The 20,182-nt window shown below is 73.0% G+C and carries 17 protein-coding genes; 13 read left to right on the forward strand and 4 right to left on the reverse strand.

The annotated features are described in order from the left end of the window. Nucleotides 1–65: 65 nt before the first annotated feature. Nucleotides 66–1,400: a YhgE/Pip domain-containing protein gene (locus ACFYXV_RS31915; protein ID WP_385463545.1), complete on the reverse strand. Its 1,335-nt coding sequence runs from the start codon at nucleotides 1,398–1,400 to the stop codon at nucleotides 66–68. A 162-nt stretch (nucleotides 1,401–1,562) separates the two neighbouring features. On the opposite strand from ACFYXV_RS31915, the gene ACFYXV_RS31920 reads away from it, so the two are divergent. The 3 genes from ACFYXV_RS31920 (at nucleotide 1,563) to ACFYXV_RS31930 (ending at nucleotide 4,537) form a co-directional block, all read left to right on the forward strand. Then, a complete protein-coding gene (locus ACFYXV_RS31920) occupies nucleotides 1,563–2,297 on the forward strand; it encodes a MerR family transcriptional regulator (RefSeq protein ID WP_385463548.1) in 735 nt (244 codons plus the stop codon). Between the two features lie 9 nt (nucleotides 2,298–2,306). Next, nucleotides 2,307–2,768 carry a VOC family protein gene (locus ACFYXV_RS31925; protein WP_389384779.1) on the forward strand — a complete coding sequence of 154 codons (462 nt, stop codon included), beginning with the start codon at nucleotides 2,307–2,309 and terminating at the stop codon, nucleotides 2,766–2,768. A gap of 236 nt (nucleotides 2,769–3,004) precedes the next feature. After that, nucleotides 3,005–4,537 carry a serine/threonine-protein kinase gene (locus tag ACFYXV_RS31930; RefSeq protein ID WP_389384780.1) on the forward strand — a complete coding sequence of 511 codons (1,533 nt, stop codon included), beginning with the start codon at nucleotides 3,005–3,007 and terminating at the stop codon, nucleotides 4,535–4,537. Nucleotides 4,538–4,597: 60 nt separating this feature from the next. Here the strand turns inward: ACFYXV_RS31930 and ACFYXV_RS31935 are convergent, their stop codons facing one another. Next, entirely contained in the window at nucleotides 4,598–5,536 is a 939-nt protein-coding gene (locus tag ACFYXV_RS31935) for a DMT family transporter (protein ID WP_389384781.1), read from the reverse strand. 81 nt (nucleotides 5,537–5,617) lie between these two features. On the opposite strand from ACFYXV_RS31935, the gene ACFYXV_RS31940 reads away from it, so the two are divergent. Together ACFYXV_RS31940 and ACFYXV_RS31945 are read left to right on the forward strand one after the other, a co-directional pair. Further along, nucleotides 5,618–6,529, forward strand: a complete 912-nt coding sequence (locus ACFYXV_RS31940; protein WP_389384782.1) for a LysR family transcriptional regulator — start codon at nucleotides 5,618–5,620, stop codon at nucleotides 6,527–6,529. 72 nt (nucleotides 6,530–6,601) lie between these two features. Beyond that, a complete protein-coding gene (locus ACFYXV_RS31945) occupies nucleotides 6,602–7,102 on the forward strand; it encodes a VOC family protein (protein WP_385463563.1) in 501 nt (166 codons plus the stop codon). A gap of 27 nt (nucleotides 7,103–7,129) precedes the next feature. On the opposite strand, the gene ACFYXV_RS31950 is transcribed toward ACFYXV_RS31945, so the two are convergent. Beyond that, nucleotides 7,130–8,206 (reverse strand): AraC family transcriptional regulator, encoded by a 1,077-nt coding sequence (locus tag ACFYXV_RS31950; RefSeq protein WP_389384783.1) that lies wholly within the window; start codon nucleotides 8,204–8,206, stop codon nucleotides 7,130–7,132. Between the two features lie 216 nt (nucleotides 8,207–8,422). Here ACFYXV_RS31950 and ACFYXV_RS31955 point away from each other — a divergent pair, with 216 nt between their 5' ends. Together ACFYXV_RS31955 and ACFYXV_RS31960 are read left to right on the forward strand one after the other, a co-directional pair. After that, entirely contained in the window at nucleotides 8,423–9,214 is a 792-nt protein-coding gene (locus ACFYXV_RS31955) for a type 1 glutamine amidotransferase domain-containing protein (protein WP_385463571.1), read from the forward strand. A 236-nt stretch (nucleotides 9,215–9,450) separates the two neighbouring features. Continuing rightward, nucleotides 9,451–10,113 (forward strand): deoxynucleoside kinase, encoded by a 663-nt coding sequence (locus tag ACFYXV_RS31960; RefSeq protein WP_385463574.1) that lies wholly within the window; start codon nucleotides 9,451–9,453, stop codon nucleotides 10,111–10,113. 22 nt (nucleotides 10,114–10,135) lie between these two features. On the opposite strand, the gene ACFYXV_RS31965 is transcribed toward ACFYXV_RS31960, so the two are convergent. Continuing rightward, a complete protein-coding gene (locus tag ACFYXV_RS31965) occupies nucleotides 10,136–10,900 on the reverse strand; it encodes an SDR family oxidoreductase (protein WP_383346332.1) in 765 nt (254 codons plus the stop codon). A gap of 114 nt (nucleotides 10,901–11,014) precedes the next feature. On the opposite strand from ACFYXV_RS31965, the gene ACFYXV_RS31970 reads away from it, so the two are divergent. The 6 genes from ACFYXV_RS31970 (at nucleotide 11,015) to ACFYXV_RS31995 (ending at nucleotide 20,172) form a co-directional block, all read left to right on the forward strand. Further along, a complete protein-coding gene (locus ACFYXV_RS31970; RefSeq protein ID WP_389384784.1) occupies nucleotides 11,015–11,827 on the forward strand; it encodes a helix-turn-helix transcriptional regulator in 813 nt (270 codons plus the stop codon). A gap of 166 nt (nucleotides 11,828–11,993) precedes the next feature. Beyond that, nucleotides 11,994–13,532 carry an MFS transporter gene (locus ACFYXV_RS31975; RefSeq protein WP_389384785.1) on the forward strand — a complete coding sequence of 513 codons (1,539 nt, stop codon included), beginning with the start codon at nucleotides 11,994–11,996 and terminating at the stop codon, nucleotides 13,530–13,532. A gap of 234 nt (nucleotides 13,533–13,766) precedes the next feature. Continuing rightward, nucleotides 13,767–16,403, forward strand: a complete 2,637-nt coding sequence (gene rph / locus ACFYXV_RS31980; protein WP_389384786.1) for a rifamycin-inactivating phosphotransferase — start codon at nucleotides 13,767–13,769, stop codon at nucleotides 16,401–16,403. Nucleotides 16,404–16,509: 106 nt separating this feature from the next. Next, a complete protein-coding gene (locus ACFYXV_RS31985) occupies nucleotides 16,510–17,904 on the forward strand; it encodes a hypothetical protein (RefSeq protein WP_389384787.1) in 1,395 nt (464 codons plus the stop codon). Beyond that, complete coding sequence (locus ACFYXV_RS31990; protein WP_389384788.1) at nucleotides 17,901–18,512, forward strand: hypothetical protein; 612 nt, start codon at nucleotides 17,901–17,903, stop codon at nucleotides 18,510–18,512. The genes ACFYXV_RS31985 and ACFYXV_RS31990 overlap by 4 nt, the downstream gene beginning before the upstream one ends. 178 nt (nucleotides 18,513–18,690) lie before the next feature. Beyond that, nucleotides 18,691–20,172 (forward strand): beta-propeller fold lactonase family protein, encoded by a 1,482-nt coding sequence (locus ACFYXV_RS31995; protein ID WP_389384789.1) that lies wholly within the window; start codon nucleotides 18,691–18,693, stop codon nucleotides 20,170–20,172. Nucleotides 20,173–20,182: the final 10 nt, after the last annotated feature.

Below are 20,182 nucleotides of genomic sequence, written 5' to 3' on the forward strand. Positions count from 1 at the left end.
CGCGCGGGGTCCGGGCCGTGCGCCGGGGGGTCCGGGCCGTGCGCCCGGACCCCGCTTCGGCCCGCTCAGGCCGTGGCGCTCGCCTCGGCCCCGGTGGTCCCGGGGGCTTCCGGGGCTTCGGGGGTTTCGGCCCGGGCCTCGGAGCCGGCGGCCGGCCGGGGGATGCGGTGCAGCCCGCGGCGGTCGTAGAGGCGGGTGACGGCGAAGCCGAAGACCAGCGCGGCGACGAGGGCGATGCCCATCGAGGCCCACGCCCGGCTCAGGCCCGCGTCGGCCTGGGCGCCGTAGTAGAGGATGGCGCGCATGCCCTCGGTGATCTGGCGCAGCGGTTCGAACCCGGCGAGGGCCCGGAAGAACCCGGGCAGCGCCTGGAGCGGCACGGTCGCGCCGGAGGAGGGGACGGCCATCGCGACGAAGACGATGGTCGCCAGCAGCATGCCGGGGGTGCCGAAGGCGGCGAACAGGGCCAGGCTGCCGATGCCGACGACGGCGATGGTCGCGACGGAGTAGAGCCACAGCAGGCCGAGGTGGGAGGCGTCCATGTCGAGGATCGTGACGGTGGCGACCTCGACCAGGGTGCCCATCACGAGCGAGATGCCCAGCATGAGGGCCATGCCGATGGCCAGCGTGCGGACGCGGCTGGTGTGCCGGACGGGCTCGCGCTTGCGGACGGGGCCGTAGTCGGTGTGCAGGTAGCCGAGGGCCGTGTCGACCTGGGAGTTGACCAGGTTGGCGCCGAGCATGCCGCAGACGACGAGGACCAGCGCGTAGTAGAAGGCGCTCAGGCCCAGGGCGCTGCGGGAGCCGACGGGGTGGCCGTCGGCCACGGTGACGTTCACGGGGTCGGCCAGCCCCAGCTGGGCGGCCGCGGGGAGCGGCGTCTTCTGTGCCGCGGCCTGCTTGAGGAGCTCCTGGCCGATCTGCGCGGAGGCGGCGTGGGCGGCCTTCTGGGCGGCCTGGGAGGACATCGAGGAGCCGATGCTGCCGGCCGACTGGTTGGTCAGCACGGTCAGGGTGGGACGGGCGGCCTTGCCCTGCGGCGCGGGCTGCGGGGATCCGAGCGCGGTCACCGTGGCGCTGAAGTCCCGGGGTATGACGAGGGCGCCGAAGACCTTGCCGCGGCCCAGCAGTTTGTCGGCCTCCTCGCGGGTGACGATCTGCCAGTCGATGCTCTTGTCACCCTTGGCGGTCTTCTGGATGCCCGCGACGATCTGCTCGCCCATGTTGACGTGGCGGCCTCCTGCGTCGGCGCCGCTGTCGGCGTTGACCAGGGCCACGGGCAGGTCGCGGAGATTGCCCTTGGGGTTGACGTTGCCGCCGACGTAGAGCAGGGCGAACAACATCGAGACGACTGCGGCGATGAGTCCCGTTCCGAGCCACAGCCGGGGCTGTCGGAGCACGGAGGGGTGTGTGGACTGGGGCATCGATTCTCCGGTGCGGCGGCGATTCCTGGCTGGCTGGATACTCAAGGTATCCAGCTACTGGATAGTGGCAGTATCTTGTTGTGGTGTCCAATCGCCGATGACGGGTACCGGACCCCGTGACCAGCAGGGAAGCCGTACATGAAAATCTCGGAGCTCAGCCGGCGGACCGGCGTGCCGGTCGCCAGCATCAAATACTTCCGGCGGCAGGGCCTGCTGCCCGCGGGGAGGGCGACCGCCGCGACGCTGGCCGAGTACGGGGAGGAGCACGCGGAGCGGCTGCGGCTCATCAAGGCGCTGACCACGCTCGGAGGTCTGTCGATCGCGGCCACCCGCGAGGTGCTCGGGGCCGTCGACCAGGCCCACACCTCCGAAGGCGCCCTCGGAGCGATCAGCTACGCCCTGCCCGTGCCGGTGGCGGGCCAGAGCCCGGCCGACCCCGAGGAGGAGGCCGAGGCCGTAACGGCAGCCGGAGCCGAGGTCGCGGAGCTGCTGGCGGACCTGGACTGGCGGACGCCCGACACCTCGCCGCACGTACAGGGGCTGACGTCGGCGCTGAAGGAACTGCGCAGGCTCGACGCCCAGTACGCCCCGGGCGAGCTCGCCGCGTACGCGAAGCTGGCCGAGGCGGTGGCCCGGCTGGACCTGGAGCGGGCGGTGGGGCTCGACGACCCGGTGGCGCTGGCCGAGCGGGCGGTCATCGTCCTCGCCATCTGCGCACCGGTCTTCGAACTGCTGCGCCGCCTCGCCCAGGAGAACCAGGTCCGGCGCCGCGTCGCGGACGGCGGCGGCACCGGGACCGCGGCGCCCCGCCAGGAGGGCCGAACGGCTGCGGATTCGGCGGCGGACACGGGCAGGGCCGGGGACACCCCCTAGCGTGGCCGCATGGAACAGCGCATCTCCCTGGTCACCCTCGGCGTCCGCGACCTCGCCCGCGCCCGGCGCTTCTACGAGGCACTGGGCTGGCGGGGACAGGAGGTGGAGCGGACCGTCTTCTTCCAGGCCGGCGGCCTCGCCCTGGTCCTCTGGGACCGCGACCTCCTGGCCGCGGACTGCGGCCTGCCGCCGGGACGGGCGGGCGGCCTGCCGGACGGGGGCGGATTCGGCGGCATCGCCCTGGCCCACAACGTCCGTGCGCGGGCCGAGGTGGACGAGCTGCTCGCCACCGTCGAAGCGGCAGGCGGAACCGTCACCAAGCCGGCCGCCGTCAATGCCATCGGGTTCTACTCCGGCGCCTTCACCGATCCCGACGGGCACGCCTGGGAGGTCGCCCACAACCCGGGCTTCACCCTCGCCGCGGACGGCTCGCTCATCCTGCCCGATTTCGGCGCCGACTCGGGCCGGTGACCCGTCACGCCGCGGCGAGGTACGCGGGGGCGTCCCGTGCGACGGGGTCGACCGCCGGCCACGCCGCACCCCCGATGGCGGAACCTGCTGCTCCGGGTGGCGCGCCTGCTCGAACAGGCACTCCCCCGGACCGGCCGCCGCCCGCTGGTGAGCGGACCCGCGCGACGGCGGTTGGGCTGACAGCGGGTGCGGGCCGGCTCTAGGTTCTCCTGTAGGCGAGTGCACTCGGGGGGATTGTGGAGCGGTTGAAGGCCGGTGACCCGGCGGCGGTCGGCCCGTACCGGATCACGGCGCGGCTCGGCGCCGGCGGCATGGGGCAGGTCTACCTCGGGGAGTCGCGCAGCGGTCGGCGGGTGGCGGTGAAGGTCGTACGGCCCGAGATCGCCTCGGACCCCGGCTTCCGGGCCCGGTTCCGGCGCGAGGTGGAGGCGGCGAAGGCGGTCGGCGGATTCTGGACGGCGACCGTGGTCGACGCGGATCCGGAGGCGGAGACGCCCTGGGTGGCCAGCGACTACATCCCGGCCCCGAATCTCGCCGAACGGGTCAGGGAGGGCGGGCCGTTGGCCGAGGACGCGGTGTGGCGGCTGGGCGCGGGCATGGCCGAGGCGCTGCACTCCGTACACCGGGCCGGACTCGTGCACCGGGACCTCAAGCCCGCGAACGTCCTGCTGACGGAGAACGGGCCGCGGCTCATCGACTTCGGGATCGCCAAGGCGCTGAACGGTGCGACCATGCTCACCCGGACCGGCGTGGCGATCGGCACCGCCGGGTTCATGTCGCCCGAACAGGCCCAGGGCGGCAGGGTGGGAACGGCCAGCGACATCTTCTCCCTCGGTACGGTGCTGTGCTTCGCCGTGTCCGGGAGCATGCCGTTCGGGGAGGGCAGTGCGGCGCAGCTGCTGTACCGGGTCGTGCACGAGACGCCGAGCCTGGAACTCGTACCGGAGGGGCTCCGGGAGGTGCTGGACGGGTGCCTGGAGAAGCGGGCGGAGCTGCGGCCGTCGGCGGAGGAGGTGCTGTTTGCGCTGAGCGCGGGTGGTGCGGTGACCGTGGCGCCGCCGGCTCCGCCGGACGCGCCCTTCGCTTCCCCCGCTCCTCCGGTTCCGCCTCCACCGCCCGCACCGGCGCCCGCGCCGGAACCCGTGGCGGAACCCGTGGCGGTCGTACCGCCGGTCGTACCGCCGGTCGCGGACGCGGTTCCCGGCCGGCCGGCCGTCAAGCCGGCACCGGCGGGGCCCGTCGAAGTGCGGTACACCATGGGGCACATGCGGGTCGCGTTCGCGGCCGTGCTCGCGGCGGCCGTTCCGCTCTGGGTGGCCGTGGACAACTTCGTGGACCAACCCGTCATCGCCGTGGTGGCGGGCATCGTCGCGGTGGCGCTGTTCAGTCTGGGCGGACTGGCCATGGCGCGCGGCGACGCGGCCTGCGTACGGGTGGCGGGCGACGGGCTCCACTTCCTGCGTGAGGGCCATGAATGGAACGCGACCTGGGAGGAGTTGAGCCGGGTCACCCTGAGGGCGACGCGCTGGGGCCTGCTCCAGGAGTTCGTCGTGGTGGGCGAACTTGCTCCGACCGCGACGAAGAACGTCATCTGGGAACGCTTCCGTCCGCTCGGCCCCGGGTCGCGGGCGGCGGTCACCACCATCCGCTTCCGCAACGAAGGGCTGGCGCGGGCGGAGATCGGACGGCTGCACGAGGCGTTGCTGCGCCACGCCGGTGAGCGCTACGCGTACGACGCCGGCCTGACCTCGGCCCTCCGCGCCCGCTGACGAACCGCTCCGGCCCGCGATCGCGTGATGTTCCCGGAGGGCGGCCGGCCACCGGGACGATCAGGCGCTGGTGGGTGTCATCGGCCGGTGGGCCGGTTCCTCCTTCGCGCGCTGCTCCGCGGCGCGGTGGGCACGTTCGACCGCCTGGCCCCAGTAGGTTCCGACGATCATGAGAACGGCGCCCAGGAAGGCCCACACCGTCAGGCGTTCGCCTCCGAGCCAGATCCCGATCGCGACCGCCCAGATCGGTTCGGTGCCCAGGAGGAGGCTGGCCCGGCTGGCGGAGGTGCGCTGTACGGCCCAGGTCTGGGCGACGAACGCGAACACGCTGCAGAACAGGGCGAGATAGACCAGCTGGGTCCACGTGGCGGCGCCACCGCGGGCCAGGTCCGGCAGGTGGGCGATGGCGGGCGGCAGGAACAGCGCCGTGCCGACGACGGTCTGGACGGTCGTCAGGTGCATCGGGTCCACGGGGCGGCTGGCGGTGAGCCGTCCGACGAGTGCGACGTGCCCGGCCCGGACGACCGCTGCGGCGAGCATGAGCGCGTCCCCCGGGCGAGGCGCGTGCAGTCCGGTGCCGGATATGAGCAGCCCGACGGCCAGGACGCAGAGGCCGGCGGCGAGGAAGAACGCCGGGGGCAGCCCGGACCGCCCCCGGGCCCGGTCCATGAGCGGCGTGAGCACGATGGTCAGGCTGATGATCAGTCCGGCGTTGGCGGCGCTGGTATGCGCCACTCCGTAGGTCTCCAGCACGAGAACGGCCGCCTGGGTGACTCCCAGCAGCGAGCCGGCGCGAACCTCCGCCCTCGTCCACCGGCGGCGCGTCCGGCGGCGCGCGGCGACCAGGGCGCCGCAGGCGAGCGCGGAGATCGCGTACCGGGCGAACAGGACCGCAAGGACCGGAAGGGCGACGGTGGCCGTCTTGGCCGCCAGATAACTGGAACCCCAGACGAGCGCGACAAGCAGGAGTACCGCATCGGTACGGCGTGCAACAGGCATGCCCCCACGTTGCACGACCAGGGATCTTGAAGGCTACGACCAACTTCTTAACCCAACCTGTAGCAGCCCTACACTATGGCCATGGACGAACGGCAGCTGCGGATCCTGCGGGAGCTGGGAGAGCTGGGAAGCGTCACCGCGGTGGCCGAGGCACTCCACGTGACGCCTTCCGCGATCTCGCAGCAGCTGAGGCTGCTCCAGCGCTCGATCCCCGTGCCGCTCACCGAGCGCGCCGGCCGCCGGGTGGTGCTGACCGACGCCGGACAGGCCCTGGCCGGGGCGGCCATCGAGGTGGAGACCGCTCTGGCCCGGGCGCGCCACACCCTCACCGATTTCGCGGAGCAACCGGACGGCAGCGTCTCCGTGGCGGCGTTCCACAGCGCGGGCTCCGCGTTCTTCCCGCTCATGCTGCGCGGACTCGCCGGACCGGGCGGCCCCCGTCTGGCCTTCGCCGACGAGGACGTCGCCCAGGACCGCTTCCCCGCCCTCACCCGGGACTACGACCTCGTGCTCGCCCACCGCCTCGACCACGGCCCGCCGTGGCCGCGCGCCGTCGCCGCCACCACCCTGCTGCGCGAGCCCCTCGACGTGGCCCTGCCCGTCGGGCACCCGCTCGCCTCCCGTCCACGGCTCTCGCCCCAGGACGTGGCCGACCAGCCCTGGATCACGGTCCACGACGGATTCCCGCTGATGGCCACCATCGAGGCCATCGCCAGCGTCGCCAACCGCCGGCTCGACATCGTCCACCGCATCAACGAGTTCTCGGTGGTCGCCGAGGTCGTGGCCGCCGGCGGCGGCCTGGCGCTGATGCCGCGCTGGACCGCGCGTACGCACCCCGACGTCGTACTGAGGCCGCTCAGCGGGGTGCACGCCCGGCGCCGCATCGACGTGCTGCACCGCCCCGAGCGCACGGCGCGACGGGCCGTGCGGACGGTCCTCGCCGAACTGCACCGGGCCGCCGTCTCGATTCAGGGCCGGGATCCGCACCAGTAGTTCGAATTTGAACGTTATGCTGGAGGCACCCACATCGAGCCAGACCATTCGAGCCACCGGGAGCGCTGCCGCATGTCCGTCCGCCGCCTGAACCACGCCGTGCTCTGGATCCGCGACGTCGAGCGCTCCGTGGCGTTCTACACCGACGTCTTCGGATTCCAGGTCGACCACCTGGTCGCCGGTCGCGCCGCCTTCCTGAGCGCCCCCGGCAGCCTCAACGACCACGACCTCGGGCTGTTCTCGGTCGGCGCCGACGCGCCCGGCCCCGAGCAGGGCCGGGTCGGCCTCTACCACCTGGCCTGGGAGGTGGGCACGCTCGGCGAGCTCGCGGAGCTCGGACAGAAGCTGACCGAGCGCGGTGCGCTGGTCGGCGCGAGCGACCACGTGGTCTCGAAGTCCTTCTACGCCAAGGACCCCGACGGCAACGAGTTCGAGGTGATGTGGCGCGTCCCCCGCGAGGACTGGCCCGCCGGGGACTCCGACACGCGTCCGGGCCCGCTCGACCTGCCCGCCGCGATAGCGCGCTGGGGCGCGGATCTCGCGACGGGCTCGGCGGCGGGCTCGGCCACCTGAGGGGTGCGGAAACCCGTCCGGCGCCGACTACCCGCGCGAAGCGTGGTTCACCCGGCGGTACGTGCCCGGAGTGACGCCCTCCCAGCGGGTGAACGCGCGGACGAGGGCCGTGGCTCCGCTCAGGCCGACGAGCGGCGCCATCCGGTCGAGCGGCAGGTCCGTGGTCTCCAGCAGTCGGCGGGCCCGGCGGTGGCGGGCCTCGTCGAGGAGGGCGCGCCAGGAGGTTCCCTCCTGCTGGAGGGCCCGGCGCAGGCTGCGGGGGCTGAGGTGGACTCCCCTGCCCGCGTCGGCGGGGCCGGCGCCTTCGAGCGGGGCGCGGTCCAGCCACTGCCGCACCCGCTCCGCCAGGGGCGCCGACGTGGCCAGTTCGCGCAGGAGCCGGTCCGCGTAGTCCCGGTGCAGGGCTCCGAGTTCGGGATCGTGCGGGGCTCGGCGCCGGTCGAGGTCGCGGTTCCCGACGGTGAGCGCGTTCTCGGGGGCGTCGAAGGCGACGGGGCAGCCCAGGATCCGGGCGTACGGCTCGGCGGAGCCGGTACGGGCGTGGGTGAAGGAGGCCGACAGCGGAGCCCAGCCGTCCCCCGCGATCCAGCGGGCGGCCCGCACCATGCCGGTGACGACCGCCTCCACCTGCTGCGGGTGCATCGTGGCCGGGTCGACGGTCGGCCGGTAGCGGATACGGGTCGTCCCGGCTCCGCGGTGCACGGTGACCGTGCCGGCCTGGCTGACCAGGGGGTGGTAGCGGACCGCCGCTTCGGCGGCCTCCGCGAGGCTCGCGCAGGTGAGGACCACGTGGCCGAGCACGTGCAGGCTGCCCGGCTTGATCGCGTCCCCGACGCGGAGGCCGGCGTGCGGGTCGCCTCCGCCGGGGCCCGGAGCGCCGCCGGCGAGGTCGGTGGCAGCGTCGGAGCCGCCGCCGATCACCGAGTCCCAGAGGGCGCGTACCTCGGTGTACGGGAGCCGGTCCAGGGGCGAGGCCCAGGCTCCGGGCCCGGCCGTGCCCTCGCTCCCGGCGGCCGCGCCGGGGGCGCCGGCGGCGTCCGGCGCGCCGCTCAGGACGGCGCGCGCGTAGGACGCGGCGACGGTGGACGGCTCGATGCTGGGCATGGCGGCCAGTCAATGCCGGGCCGCGGCCCGCAGTCAACCGGCCGCGGGGCCCGGGCAGTCAACGAGGTGGCCGCCGGGGTCAATGACCGGGCCCAGCCGGGCGCCTAGGGTGTGTCCTCCAAGTCCCCCGGCCGGGCTGCCCGTTGCGGAGAGCCGGTACGCCTCCGCGCCGGCGCGCCGGCAGTCCGCCCCGTGCGCACCCGAAGGAGCACCCTTTTGATCGTCTTCCTGCTGCCCTCGTCCGGCTACGACCCGACCGAGGCGGCCGTGCCCTGGGCCGCCTTGCGGGACGCCGGGTACGACGTACGGTTCGCCACGCCCGACGGGCGGGTCGCCCTGGCCGACCGCCGGCTGACCGACACCGGCTTCTCCTGGCTCTCCCCGTGGCTGATGACCCGCCGCTCCGGGCTGGCGGCCTACGGGCGGCTGACCGAGGACCCCCGCTTCCGCGCCCCGCTGTCCTACGCCGAGGTCGATCCGGCGCGCCTGACGGGCCTGTTCGTGCCCGGGGGGCACGCACAGGGCATGCGTACGCTGCTGGAGGACCCGGTCGCGCAGCGGTTGTTCGCGCGGGTCTTCCTGGTGGGGCTGCCGGTGGGAGCGGTGTGCCACGGCGTACTGCTGGCCGCGCGGGCCAAGGACCCCGCGACCGGGCGCTCGGTGCTGTACGGGCGGCGGACCACGGCCCTGACCGCGCTGCTGGAACTCACCGCCTGGAACCTGACCCGGCTGTGGCTGGGCCGCTACTACCGGACCTACGCGGCGACCGTCCAGGCGGAGGTCACCGCGGCGCTCGCCGAGCCGGGCCACTTCCTGGCCGGCCCCGTGCTGCCGGTCAGGGACACCGCGGCGCGCCCCGGCCGCGGGTTCACCGTACGGGACGGCAACTACGTCTCCGCGCGCTGGCCGGGCGACTGCCACCGCCTGGCGGCGGACTACCTCGCGCTGGTCCGCTCCCACCGTCCCGCCCCCGCGCCGTCCGCCACGGAGGGAGGCGAGTCGGTCTGATCGCCGCCGGGCCGCGGCGTGAGTGGAGCGGGTGAATCTTCATTTAAGATTCAGGGCGGCCTCGGGGCTGCGGCTCGTCACGGTGCGCGGCGACCGCGGAACCGTCCTGACGGGGCCACACGACGCTGATCATGAAGATCCCGGGGAATCGCGCGAGCGCCGGCGTGCGTCTCCGCGGCGTGGGTCGCCCAGCCCACCCGCCCGTGAACAGAAGATCCCCAGGGGAGAAGTGAGGTATGCCAGTGATCTGCGTCGGAGGCATGATCGGAATCGGCAAGACGAGCGTTGCCGAACTGCTCGCCAAGGAGCTGGGCAGCGAGGTCTTCTACGAGAGCGTGGACGACAACCCGATCCTGCCGCTCTTCTACACGGCGAGCCCCGAGGAGATCCAGGCGAAGCGCTACCCCTTCCTGCTCCAGCTCTACTTCCTGCAGACCCGGTTCGCGTCGATCAAGGACGCGTACAAGCAGGGCGACAACGTCCTCGACCGGTCCATCTACGAGGACTGGTACTTCGCCAAGGTCAACCACGACCTGGGCCGGATCAGCTCCCTTGAGATGCGGGTGTACGAGGGGCTGCTCGAAGAGATGATGCGCGAGATCGACGGCCTGCCGTACCGCAAGGCCCCCGACCTCATGGTCTACCTCAAGGCGGACTTCGAGACGGTGCTGCACCGCATCGGGCTGCGGGGCCGCAACTTCGAGCAGGACGAGGGCCTCGTCGAGTACTACCGGACGCTGTGGTCCGGCTACGACGACTGGGTGCACAAGCACTACTCGGCCAGCGAGGTCCTCGTCATCGACATGAACCACACGGACGTGGTGCACAACCCCGAGGACGCGGCCCGGGTGGCCCAGGAGGTCAAGGACGCCCTGGCGGCGGTCGGGCACCGGAACTGAGCCCGCCCGGACGCGGTGCCGGTCAGGTCTGTGCGGTCGGCCGGACCACGATCTCGTTCACGTCCACGTCCGCCGGCTGCCCGATGGCGTAGGCGACGGCCCGCGCCACCGCCGCCGGCTCGATGCCGACCTCGTCCCGCATGCGCGTGATGTCGCCCCGGACCCGGTCGTTGCTCGAAGCCTCGGCGAAGTCGGTGGAGATCAGGCCGGGCGAGACGGTCGTGACCCGCAGCGTCGGCCCCGCCTCCTGCCGCAGGCCCTCGCAGATGGCCCGTACGGCGACCTTCGTGCCGGCGTAGACGGCCATCGCGGGCACGACCCGGTACGCGGCCGTGGACGCCGTGGTGACGAAGTGGCCGCCGCCCTGGGCGCGGAACACGGGGAGGGCCGCGCCGATTCCGTGCAGCACGCCCTTGATGTTGACGTCGACCATGTGGTCCCACTCGTCGGTGCGCAGATCGTCCAGCGGCGAGATCGTGCCCACCCCGGCATTGCCGACGAGGACGTCCAGCCGCCCGAACCGCTCGCGCGCCAGGGCGACCAGCGCGTGGAGGTCCTCGATCCGGGTGACGTCCGTACGGAGGTGGACCGCCTCACCGCCGGCCTTCTCGATCCGCGCGGTCAGTTCCGCCAGGCGCTCGGTGCGGCGTGCGCCCAGTACCAGCCGGGCGCCGCGCTCGGCGAGCAGCAGTGCGGTCGCCTCGCCGATCCCGCTGCTCGCCCCGGTGACGGCCACGACCTTGCCCGTGATGCCTGACGTGACGGGTGCTTCGGTGCTGCTGCTCATGTCGTTCTTCCGCTCTTCGTCCGCGCCGCCGCTGTCGACGGCCATGGCCAGTGTGCGCGGGGTTTAGCCTGGTATCCAGAGCCGGTTTATTCTGGAATCAAAGGTGGTAGTGCCATGTCGGAGAGCGGCCCGTCCGAGGCCGGGGAGCGGCGCCGCGAGCTCGCGTCCTTCCTGCGCAGCCGCCGCGAGCGCATCACCCCGCGCGAGGCCGGTCTGCCGTCGACCGGCCGTCGCCGGACGCCGGGGCTGCGGCGCGAGGAGCTGGCACTGCTCGCCGGCATGAGCGCCACCTGGTACACGTACCTGGAGCAGGGCCGGGACATCCGCGCCTCGGACCAGGTCCTGGACGCCCTCGCCGACGCCCTGCGTCTCGACGCCCACGAGCGCGACCACCTCTTCCGGCTCGCCGGACGCGCACCGGCCGCCGAGGAGGCGGGGCCCGGGCCCGTCGCCCCGGAGGTGGCGGCCGTACCCCTGCTGCTCCAGCCGCATCCCGCGTTCCTGATCGACGGCACGTACGACGTGCTGAGCCACAACCCGGCCACCGAAAGGGTGTTCCCCGGGCTCGTCACCGGAGACGGCCGCCGGCCCAACTTCGCGCGCTGGACCTTCCTTGAGCCGCGGGCACGGGAGGTCCTGGTGGACTGGGAGCCCGAGGCGCGGGGGCTGCTCGCACGGGTGCGCTCCCTGGCCGGCGCCCACCCCGGGGATCCGCGCTTCGGGCGGCTGGTCGGCGAACTGCACGAAGGCAGCGCCGAAGTGCGGGACTGGTGGCCGCGGTTCGAGGTGGAGGCACGCGGGGGCGGGCACAAGCGGCTGCGGTCGCCGGACGGCGGCGTGGTCACGTACGCCTACGCGGCGTTCCACGCGGCGGGGCGGCCGGAGCAGACCCTCGTGATCTACGCGGCGCCGAACGACCCGGCATGACGGCTCCGCGCTGCGGGCACGGGCGGCCGGAGGCGCGGCGCGCACCCGCACCACGTTGCGGGGTGTCCTGCACGGCTGCGGAAGAGCGGCGGCGGGACCGTGTAAGAAGGGAAGGGGCGGAATCGAACCTGCCGGAAGGGAATCCGTGACGCGGCGAAAGCGGTTCATGGGCGAGCGTCACCGTTGGTGGGTCCTCTCCGTGATGACCTGCGCTTCGTCGATGGTCGCCATCGACGCCCTGGTGGTACTGGTCGCCCTTCCCACCATTCAGCGGAGTCTGGACGCCTCGACCGCCGGACTGCAGTGGGTCATCAACGCGTATCTGCTCAGCTTCGCCTGCATGAGCCCGGTCGGCGGACGCATCGGCGACGCCTTCGGGCACGAACGCGCCTTCCGGTTCGGCACCGCGCTGTTCGTCGTGGCCTCGGTCGCGGCCGGTCTGGCCCAGACCGAGGCCTGGCTCATCGCCGCGCGCGCGGCCCAGGGAGCCGGTGCGGCGATCCTGCGGCCCGCCTCCCAGGTGCTCATCATCAAGGAGTTCGGGCGCAGGGAGCGGGGTCAGGCCATGGGCATCTCGTCCAGCGTCGCCACCCTCCTGTACGGCGCGGCTCCGGTGATCGGCGGGGCGCTGACGACGGCGTTCTCCTGGCGTGCGATCTTCTTCGTCAACCCGCCCCTGGGCATCGGCGCACTGGTCCTGGCGCGTTTCCTCCTCGCGCGCGAGCCACGGCGGCGCGAGCGGGTGGACTGGACGAGCACCCCCCTGCTGATCGGCGCTCTGGTCTGTCTGGTCCTCCCCCTCATGCAGGCGCGGTACTGGGGATGGGGCTCGCCCGCCGTCGTCTCGCTCCTCGCCACCGGAGCCTTGCTGATGACGCTCCTGGTGGTCCGCGAACGGCGACGGCCGGATCCGCTCATGCACTTCGAGCTGTTCGGGAACAGGGAGTTCGCGGTGGCGGCCGGTGTCATCTCGACGGTGCGTTTCGCGTTCGTCGGGTTCGCGGTGTTCGGGGTCGTGTGGCTTCAGGACGTCGTGGGAATGTCGCCCTTCGAGGCCGGTCTCGCCGTACTACCGCTCACTCTCCCCACGGTGGTCTTCGCGCCTCTCGGCGGAAGGCTCTACGACCGCCTGGGACCGCGCGTTCCCCTGGGAGGCGGAATGGTCCTGTGCGTGGGAGCCCTGCTGTGTTCGGCGGTGGAACTGCACCGGCAGCACTACGGCTGGCTGGTGCCCTTCTACTGCGCGATGGGCATCGGCATGGGGCTCTGCGTCAGCCCGGCCTGGGTCACCGCGCTCAACAACACCTCCGTGCGGATGCGCGGCAACGCGGCGGGAATGCTGCAGACCGTCCGCGAAATGAGCGCGTCCCTCGGTCTCGCGGTCATGGGCGCGATCGTGGCGCACGTCCAGAGCGGGCGGCTGGGCCGGATCCTCCACGGGGACGGCCGTATCGCCGCCGGTGGCCTCGACCGGGTCGAGCGGTCCATCGGGAAGGCGGTGGCGGCGACGCAGCAGGGGTCGCCCCTGCCCGCCGGGATCCCGGCGGACCTGGTCCCGGCCCTCAAGTCCGCGGTCACCACCGGCGTCTCGGCCGCGTTCTACGTCGGCGGGGCCGTGATGCTCGTGGCGGCCGCGGCGGTCGCCCTGCTCCCCGGGAAGGCGGAGCTCTCCGGGCCGGCCCGCGGCGAGGACGATCCCGCGTGATCGAGGGCGCGCTGCCGGCGTCGGGGAAAAAGCAATAGGCAAGGAGAGCACTCTCCTTGCCACTCTCAACATATAGCGCACTGGGGGGCTTGCCACAAGGCCCCGGTCACCACGCAGAATCAACGGCCGATGCCACAACCTGCGGAAATGAGGGCGCGACGTGCGCGTGTTGTTGTCGAGGTACGGGAGGAACCCGGGGATGAGGACGGGCACGGCCGTCCCGGAGGTGTCTCGGTGAGCGAGCGCGAGCGGTACGTGCTGGCACTTGACGAGGTCGGCGAGACGCAGGTCGCGGTCGTGGGCGGCAAGGGCGCGCACCTGGGCGGGCTGTCGCGGATCGAGGGCGTCCGGGTGCCGGGCGGCTTTTGCGTGACGACGGAGGCGTTCCGGCGGGTCCTGGCGGAGGAACCGTCGATCGCAGATCGGCTCGACGAGCTGTCGCGAGTGAGCGCGGACGACCGGGAGGCGATCGGCACGCTCAGCGCGCGCATCCGCCGGACCATCGAGGAGACCGCGGTCCCGGACGACGTCGCGGCGGCGATCTCGCACGCGCTGGCCGGGCTCGGTGAGCAGGGCGCGTACGCCGTCCGGTCCAGCGCGACGGCGGAGGACCTGCCGACGGCCTCCTTCGCCGGTCAGCAGGACACGTACCTGAACGTCATGGGGCCGACGGCCGTTCTCCGGCACGTCAGCCGGTGCTGGGCCTCGCTGTTCACCGAGCGGGCCGTGACCTACCGCCGGCGCAACGGCATCGACCACCGGACGGTCCACATGGCCGTGGTGGTGCAGCGGATGGTGTTCCCGCAGGCGTCCGGCATCCTGTTCACGGCCGACCCCGTCACGGGCGACCGGAAGGTCGCCACCGTGGACGCCGGCTTCGGCCTCGGCGAGGCGCTGGTATCCGGCATCGTGAACCCCGACGTCTTCACGGTGCGGGACGGCGAGGTCGTCGCCAAGGCCATCGCCGCCAAACAGCGTGCGGTGACCGCCCTGCCGGACGGCGGGACGCGGGAAGTGGCGATCGACGCGCAGCGGCAGAAGCAGCCGGCGCTGACGGATGAGCAGGCCGTGCGGCTGGTACGGCTCGGGCGGCGGATCGAAGCGCACTTCGGCAGCCCCCAGGACATCGAATGGTGCCTGGTCGACGACGAGTTCAGGATCGTGCAGAGCCGGCCCATCACGACGCTGTTCCCCGTCCCGGAGACCGACGACGAGGAGAACCACGTCTACGTCTCCGTCGGCCACGGCCAGATGATGACCGACCCCATGAAGCCCCTCGGGTACTCCATGTGGCAGCTGACGGCCATGGTGGCGATGCACGAGGCCGGCGGCCGGCTGTTCGTCGACGTCACCCGGCGCCTGGCCTCGCCCGCGAGCCGGGCCGCGCTTCTGAGCGCCATGGAGAAGGGCGATCCGCTGATCAGGGACGCCCTGGAGACCGTGCTCGACCGCGAGGGCTTCGTCGCGCCGCTCCCGGACGCCGGTCCCGGCGGGCCGCCGCCCGGTGGTGCGGCGCCCGGTGGCGCGGCCCCCGGCGGTGGGCCCACCCCGATCGAGACCGATCCGGCCCTGGTCACCGCGCTGATCGAGCGCAGCGAGGCGTCCATCGCCGCCCTGGAGCGCGACATCCGGACGAAGAGCGGACCGGCGCTCTTCGACTTCCTGCTGGAGGCCTTCGAGGAGCACAAGCGGGTGCTCGCTGATCCGCTGAGCATTCAGGCGATCATGGCGGGGATGGAGGCCACGTGGTGGCTGAACGACACGCTGCGGGAGTGGCTGGGCGAGAAGAACGCTGCTGACACGCTGACGCTGTCCGCCCCCGACAACATCACGTCGGAGATGGGACTGGCGCTGCTCGACGTCGCGGACGTGATCCGCCCGCATCCGCAGGTGGTGGCGTTCCTGGAGGGCGCCCGGGACGAGGACTTCCTGGACGGGCTGGCGGAGCTGCCGGGCGGGGCCGAAGCGCGCGACGCCATCGAGGCCTACCTCGACCGGTACGGCATGCGCTGCGTCGGCGAGATCGACATCACGAGGCCGCGGTGGCGCGAACGACCGGGCACGCTCGTGCCCGTGATCCTCGACAACGTGAGGAACTTCGAGCCGGGCGCCGCCGAACGGCGCTTCGAGCAAGGCCGGCAGAAGGCGCGGGAGAAGGAACTGGACGTACTGTCCCGCCTGCGGGCCCTGCCGGACGGCGAGCGGAAGGCCGCGCGGACCAAGGCGATGATCGACCGGGTCAGAACCTTCATCGGATACCGGGAGTACCCCAAGTACGGCATCATCAGCCGCTACTTCGTCTACAAGCGGGCCCTGCTGGAGGAGGCCGGGCGCCTCGTGCGGGCGGGCGTGATCCCCGAGGAGGAGGACGTCTTCTACCTCACCTTCCGGGAACTCCACGAGGTCGTGCGCTCGAACCGGTTGGACGACCGGCAGCTCGTGCGTCGGCGCAAGGAAGCGTTCCGCTCGTACCACGCGCTCACGCCGCCCCGGGTGCTGACGTCGGACGGCGAGGCCCTCACCGGGGCGTACCGGCGCGATGACGTACCGGCCGGCGCCCTGGTCGGCGTACCGGTCTCCGCCGGGACCGTGGAGGGAAGGGCCCGCGTCATCCTCGACATGGCGGACGCCGACCTCGAAGAGGGCGACATCCTGGTGACGCCCTTCACCGACCCGAGCTGGTCGCCGCTGTTCGTCGCCATCGCGGGCCTGGTGACGGAGGTGGGCGGCCTGATGACCCACGGCGCGGTGATCGCGAGGGAGTACGGCCTGCCGGCCGTCGTGGGCGTGGAGCAGGCCACCCGGCTCATCCGGGACGGGCAGCGCATCCGCGTGCACGGAACCGACGGTTACGTGGAAATCCTGCCCTGACCGACCACCGCGCGGCGCGGCTCGCCGGGCGAGGCGGGCGGCCCTGGGGCGGCGGAGGCGGGCGGGCGCGGCCCGGAGGACAATGGGAAGCAGCTCACGGAGGGTCATGCTTCCCATTGCCCGATGGGCCGGCCTCTCGCTGACCGCGGTGCTGTTGAGCACGGCGTTCGCGTGGGGCACGCCTCCCGTCGCCTCTCCTGCTGCCACACCGCCGGTCCGGGCGGCCGCAGCGCGCTCCCTCACGCTCGATCCGCCCGAGGGCCCGCCGGGGAGCACCGTGGGAGTCGGCGGCCACGGGTTCGAAAACTGCACCCGGTCCGGCCTCGTGGCCGAGCCCCGGCCGCCGAACGAGCCCGACGAGCCCGCCGAGCCCGCCGAGATCCGCGTCTTCTGGGAGCGCGGCGGGGGCGGCCCGAGCACCGTCACGGCCGATGCCGACGGGGAGTTCGAGACCGAGGTCACGGTGCCGTCCGATGCGGTCCCGGGCAGCCGTGACGTCATCGCCCTCTGCACGGCCAACTCGAAAGTCAGGGCGACCGCCGACTTCCAGGTGACCCCCGCGCCCCGGCCGACGACCCTGGCATTGGACCCGGCCGAAGGCGCCGCGGGGACGTCGGTCACGGTGAGCGGGTCCGGGTTCGACGGTTGTACCGCCGACGACGGCCAGGCGGGCGGGATCGCGCTGACGTGGGACGACGGCCCGCTCCCGGGCGTCACACCAGAGGAGATCACCGTGGACGCGGGCGCGTTCACGGTCGGGTTCACCGTTCCGCCCGACGCGGACGCCGCGGATCACGCGGTCACCGCGACCTGCGCGGAGGACGCGCGGGTGTCCGCCGAGCAGTCGTTCACCGTCACCTCCGTGCCGGAGACCCGGCCGGCGGTGAGGCTTGAGCCCTCGTCGATGCGGGCCGGCGGCGGGTCCGTGAACCTGTCCGGTTCGGGATTCGACTGCCCGGAGGTGGCCCTGTCGTGGGCGGGCGAACCGTTGGCGACGCTGGCCCCGGCGGAGGACGGAACGTTCGAGACCCGGTTCGACGTGGCTCCCGATGCGGCCGAGGACTCGTACACCGTACGGGCCGCGTGTACGGACGATCCGGGTACGGGCGCCGATGCGGCGTTCACGGTGACCGGTGAGGGGCCCGTCCCGCCCAGCCCGACGCCTCCGACACCGACGCCTCCGACACCGACGCCCCCCACTCCGGTTCCGCCCACGCCGACCCCGACCCCCGACCCCGCCACCGACACGGTCCCCGTCGGCCTGGTCGTGGGTTCGGGCCTGCTGGGCGCGGCCCTGCTGGCCCTCGCGGGGTTCGCGTTCCTCAGCCGCCTCCACCGCGGCCCGCGCTGGGTCCGGGACCACGTCAGCTCCCGGCCGCGCCCGGCTCCGGGGGCGACGGACGTGGCCGAACCGTCGGGGACCGGTCCGCCGACCCGTTCCGTACGACTGGAACCGCACCCCGACCCGGGCGAGCAGACGCTGAAGGAGGAGGACCCATGACCACGACTCCCGTCGCCGATCCCCTCACCGTCCGGGACCTGCTGCTCGGCCCCGGCGGACAGGCGCCCGAAGCGCTCGCCGACTCCCTGAGGAGCAGCGGGGCGGTGACGGGCCTCCTCCCCGGCGTGCACGGCCTGACCACCGCGGCCGACCGGGCCGTGGGGCGCGAGCTGGCCACCGTCGTCAACGGCTTCCTGGACCTCGACCTGGTCTCCCTGGTGGCCTCCGGCTGGGCCAAGTACCAGTCCCTCACAGAGGCGGCGCGGCGTACGCGCCGGTCCCCCGGCAGCGAGGAGGTCGTCGCCCTGGCCACCCACGCCATCACCTCCGCGCACCACCCGTCGGTGGACCTCCTCGTGGACGGCGCCCGGGCCGCCACCGTCGCCGTGAACCTCACCGTGCTCTTCCGGATCACCGGGCTGGTCGCGGTCGTCCGCGACGGCCGGCTCGTCGCCGCCCGCAGCGGGCAGTGCGCGGTGGAGGCCAAGCTCGCGGTACGGGACGTGGTGGTCGCCGCGCGCGAGGGGCGCCTCGACCTCCCCGCGACCCTGCGCCTGCGCGAGCCGATCGACCTGCTGCCACAACGGCCGCCCGGCGATACGCCTTAGGGGATGCCGTCCACCCCCTGTCCCCACCGTCGCCGTCACGTCCGGCCGTTCGGGGTACTCGGGTGCTCCGTATGGTCCTCGGCCGTGGGCGTGGGGCCGCGCATGGTGTGCTCGCGCTGCCTAGCGTCGGCCGCGCAGGGGATCGTACGTCGGTGTCGCGCGCTGCGGGAGGTCTGGCATGTCGGGTAGAGCGGTCTCGGACACGGCTGAACGAAGGCGGGAGCAGCGGGGCGGGAGCGCGGGTGCGTGGTGGGCGCCGGCCAGGGTCGCCTTCGCGGGACTGGCGCTGCTGGCCACGGCCGTCGTGCCGAGCGCCTCGGCGACCACGCAGCCCGTCCCCGCGCCTGCCGGAACCTTCGCCTACGTCACCAACGGCCTCGCGGGCAGCCTGTCGGTCATCGACACCGCCGACAACACCGTCACCTCCACCATCGATGTCGGTGACGACCCCAACGGCGTGGCGGTCAGCCCGGACGGCAACCGGGTCTTCGTCGCCAACAGGCTGTCCGACACCGTGTCGCTGGTCGTTCCCGCCGCCGGCGGATCCGTCTCCGTCCCCGTCGGTGACAACCCCGTGGGAGTGGCGGTGAGCCCGGACGGTACGCGCGCCTACGTCACCAACACCATCTCGAACAACATGACGGTGATCACCGCCGACACGATCCCGCCGTCCGTCATCGCCACCGTTCACGTCGGCACCCGCCCCCAGGACGTGGCGATCGCCCCGAACGGCACGCGCGCCTACGTGGCCAACCTCCTGGACGGCACCGTCGCGGTGGTCGACACCACCACCGACACCCTCCTCGACAGCGTCCCCGTTGGCCAACTCCCGCAGGGTGTGGCGGTGAGCCCGGACGGCGCGCGCGTGTACGTCACCAACTTCGGCGACGGCACGGTGTCGGTGATCGACACCGCCACCGCCACCGTCCGCTTCACCATCCCCATCGGGAACGACACGAGCCCCGCCGACGTGGCGGTGAGCCGGGACGGCACCCGGGCCTACGTCGCCGACTTCGGCTCGGACGAAGTGACGGTGATCGACACCACGGCCAACCCGCCGGCCGTCATCGCCACCGTTCCCGTCGGGGAGGAACCCCTCGGCGTGGCCGTCACCCCGGACGGCGCACACGTGTACGTCACCAATTCCATGGACAACACCGTCTCCGTGATCGACACCGCCACGCGCACGGTCACCGGCACCGTCGGCGGCTTCGCCATCCCCTTGGGGGTGGCGATCGGAACGAGGGCGGTCGGTGAGACCCCGACCGGCCTCACGCTGACGGCCGAGCCGAACGGGAAGGGGCACGGCAACGAGAAGGAAAAGGGCGACGGGCAGGGGAACGGGAACGGGCACGGGCCGGGGAAGGAATCGCCGGGCACCCGGGGCGATCGAGGTCCCACCCTGAAGGCCCGGCTGACCGTTGGCGGCATGCCCCTGGCGGACAGGAGCGTCCTGTTCACCAGCGACTCCGACGTGTTGTGCGCCGATACGACCGACAGCCGAGGCCGGGCCACGTGCGCGGTCCGGGGCAGGCAGGACGATGACGCCTGCTTCACGGCGACGTTCACCGGTGACGACACCCACGCGGCCGCCACCGCGACGACCTGCACGGACCGACGCGCGGCGGCGCAGCGCGGATTCCCCCGGGAACGGCCGTAGCCGCAGGCAG

The organism is Streptomyces sp. NPDC002181, from assembly GCF_042890485.1.
Lineage (GTDB): Bacteria > Actinomycetota > Actinomycetes > Streptomycetales > Streptomycetaceae > Streptomyces.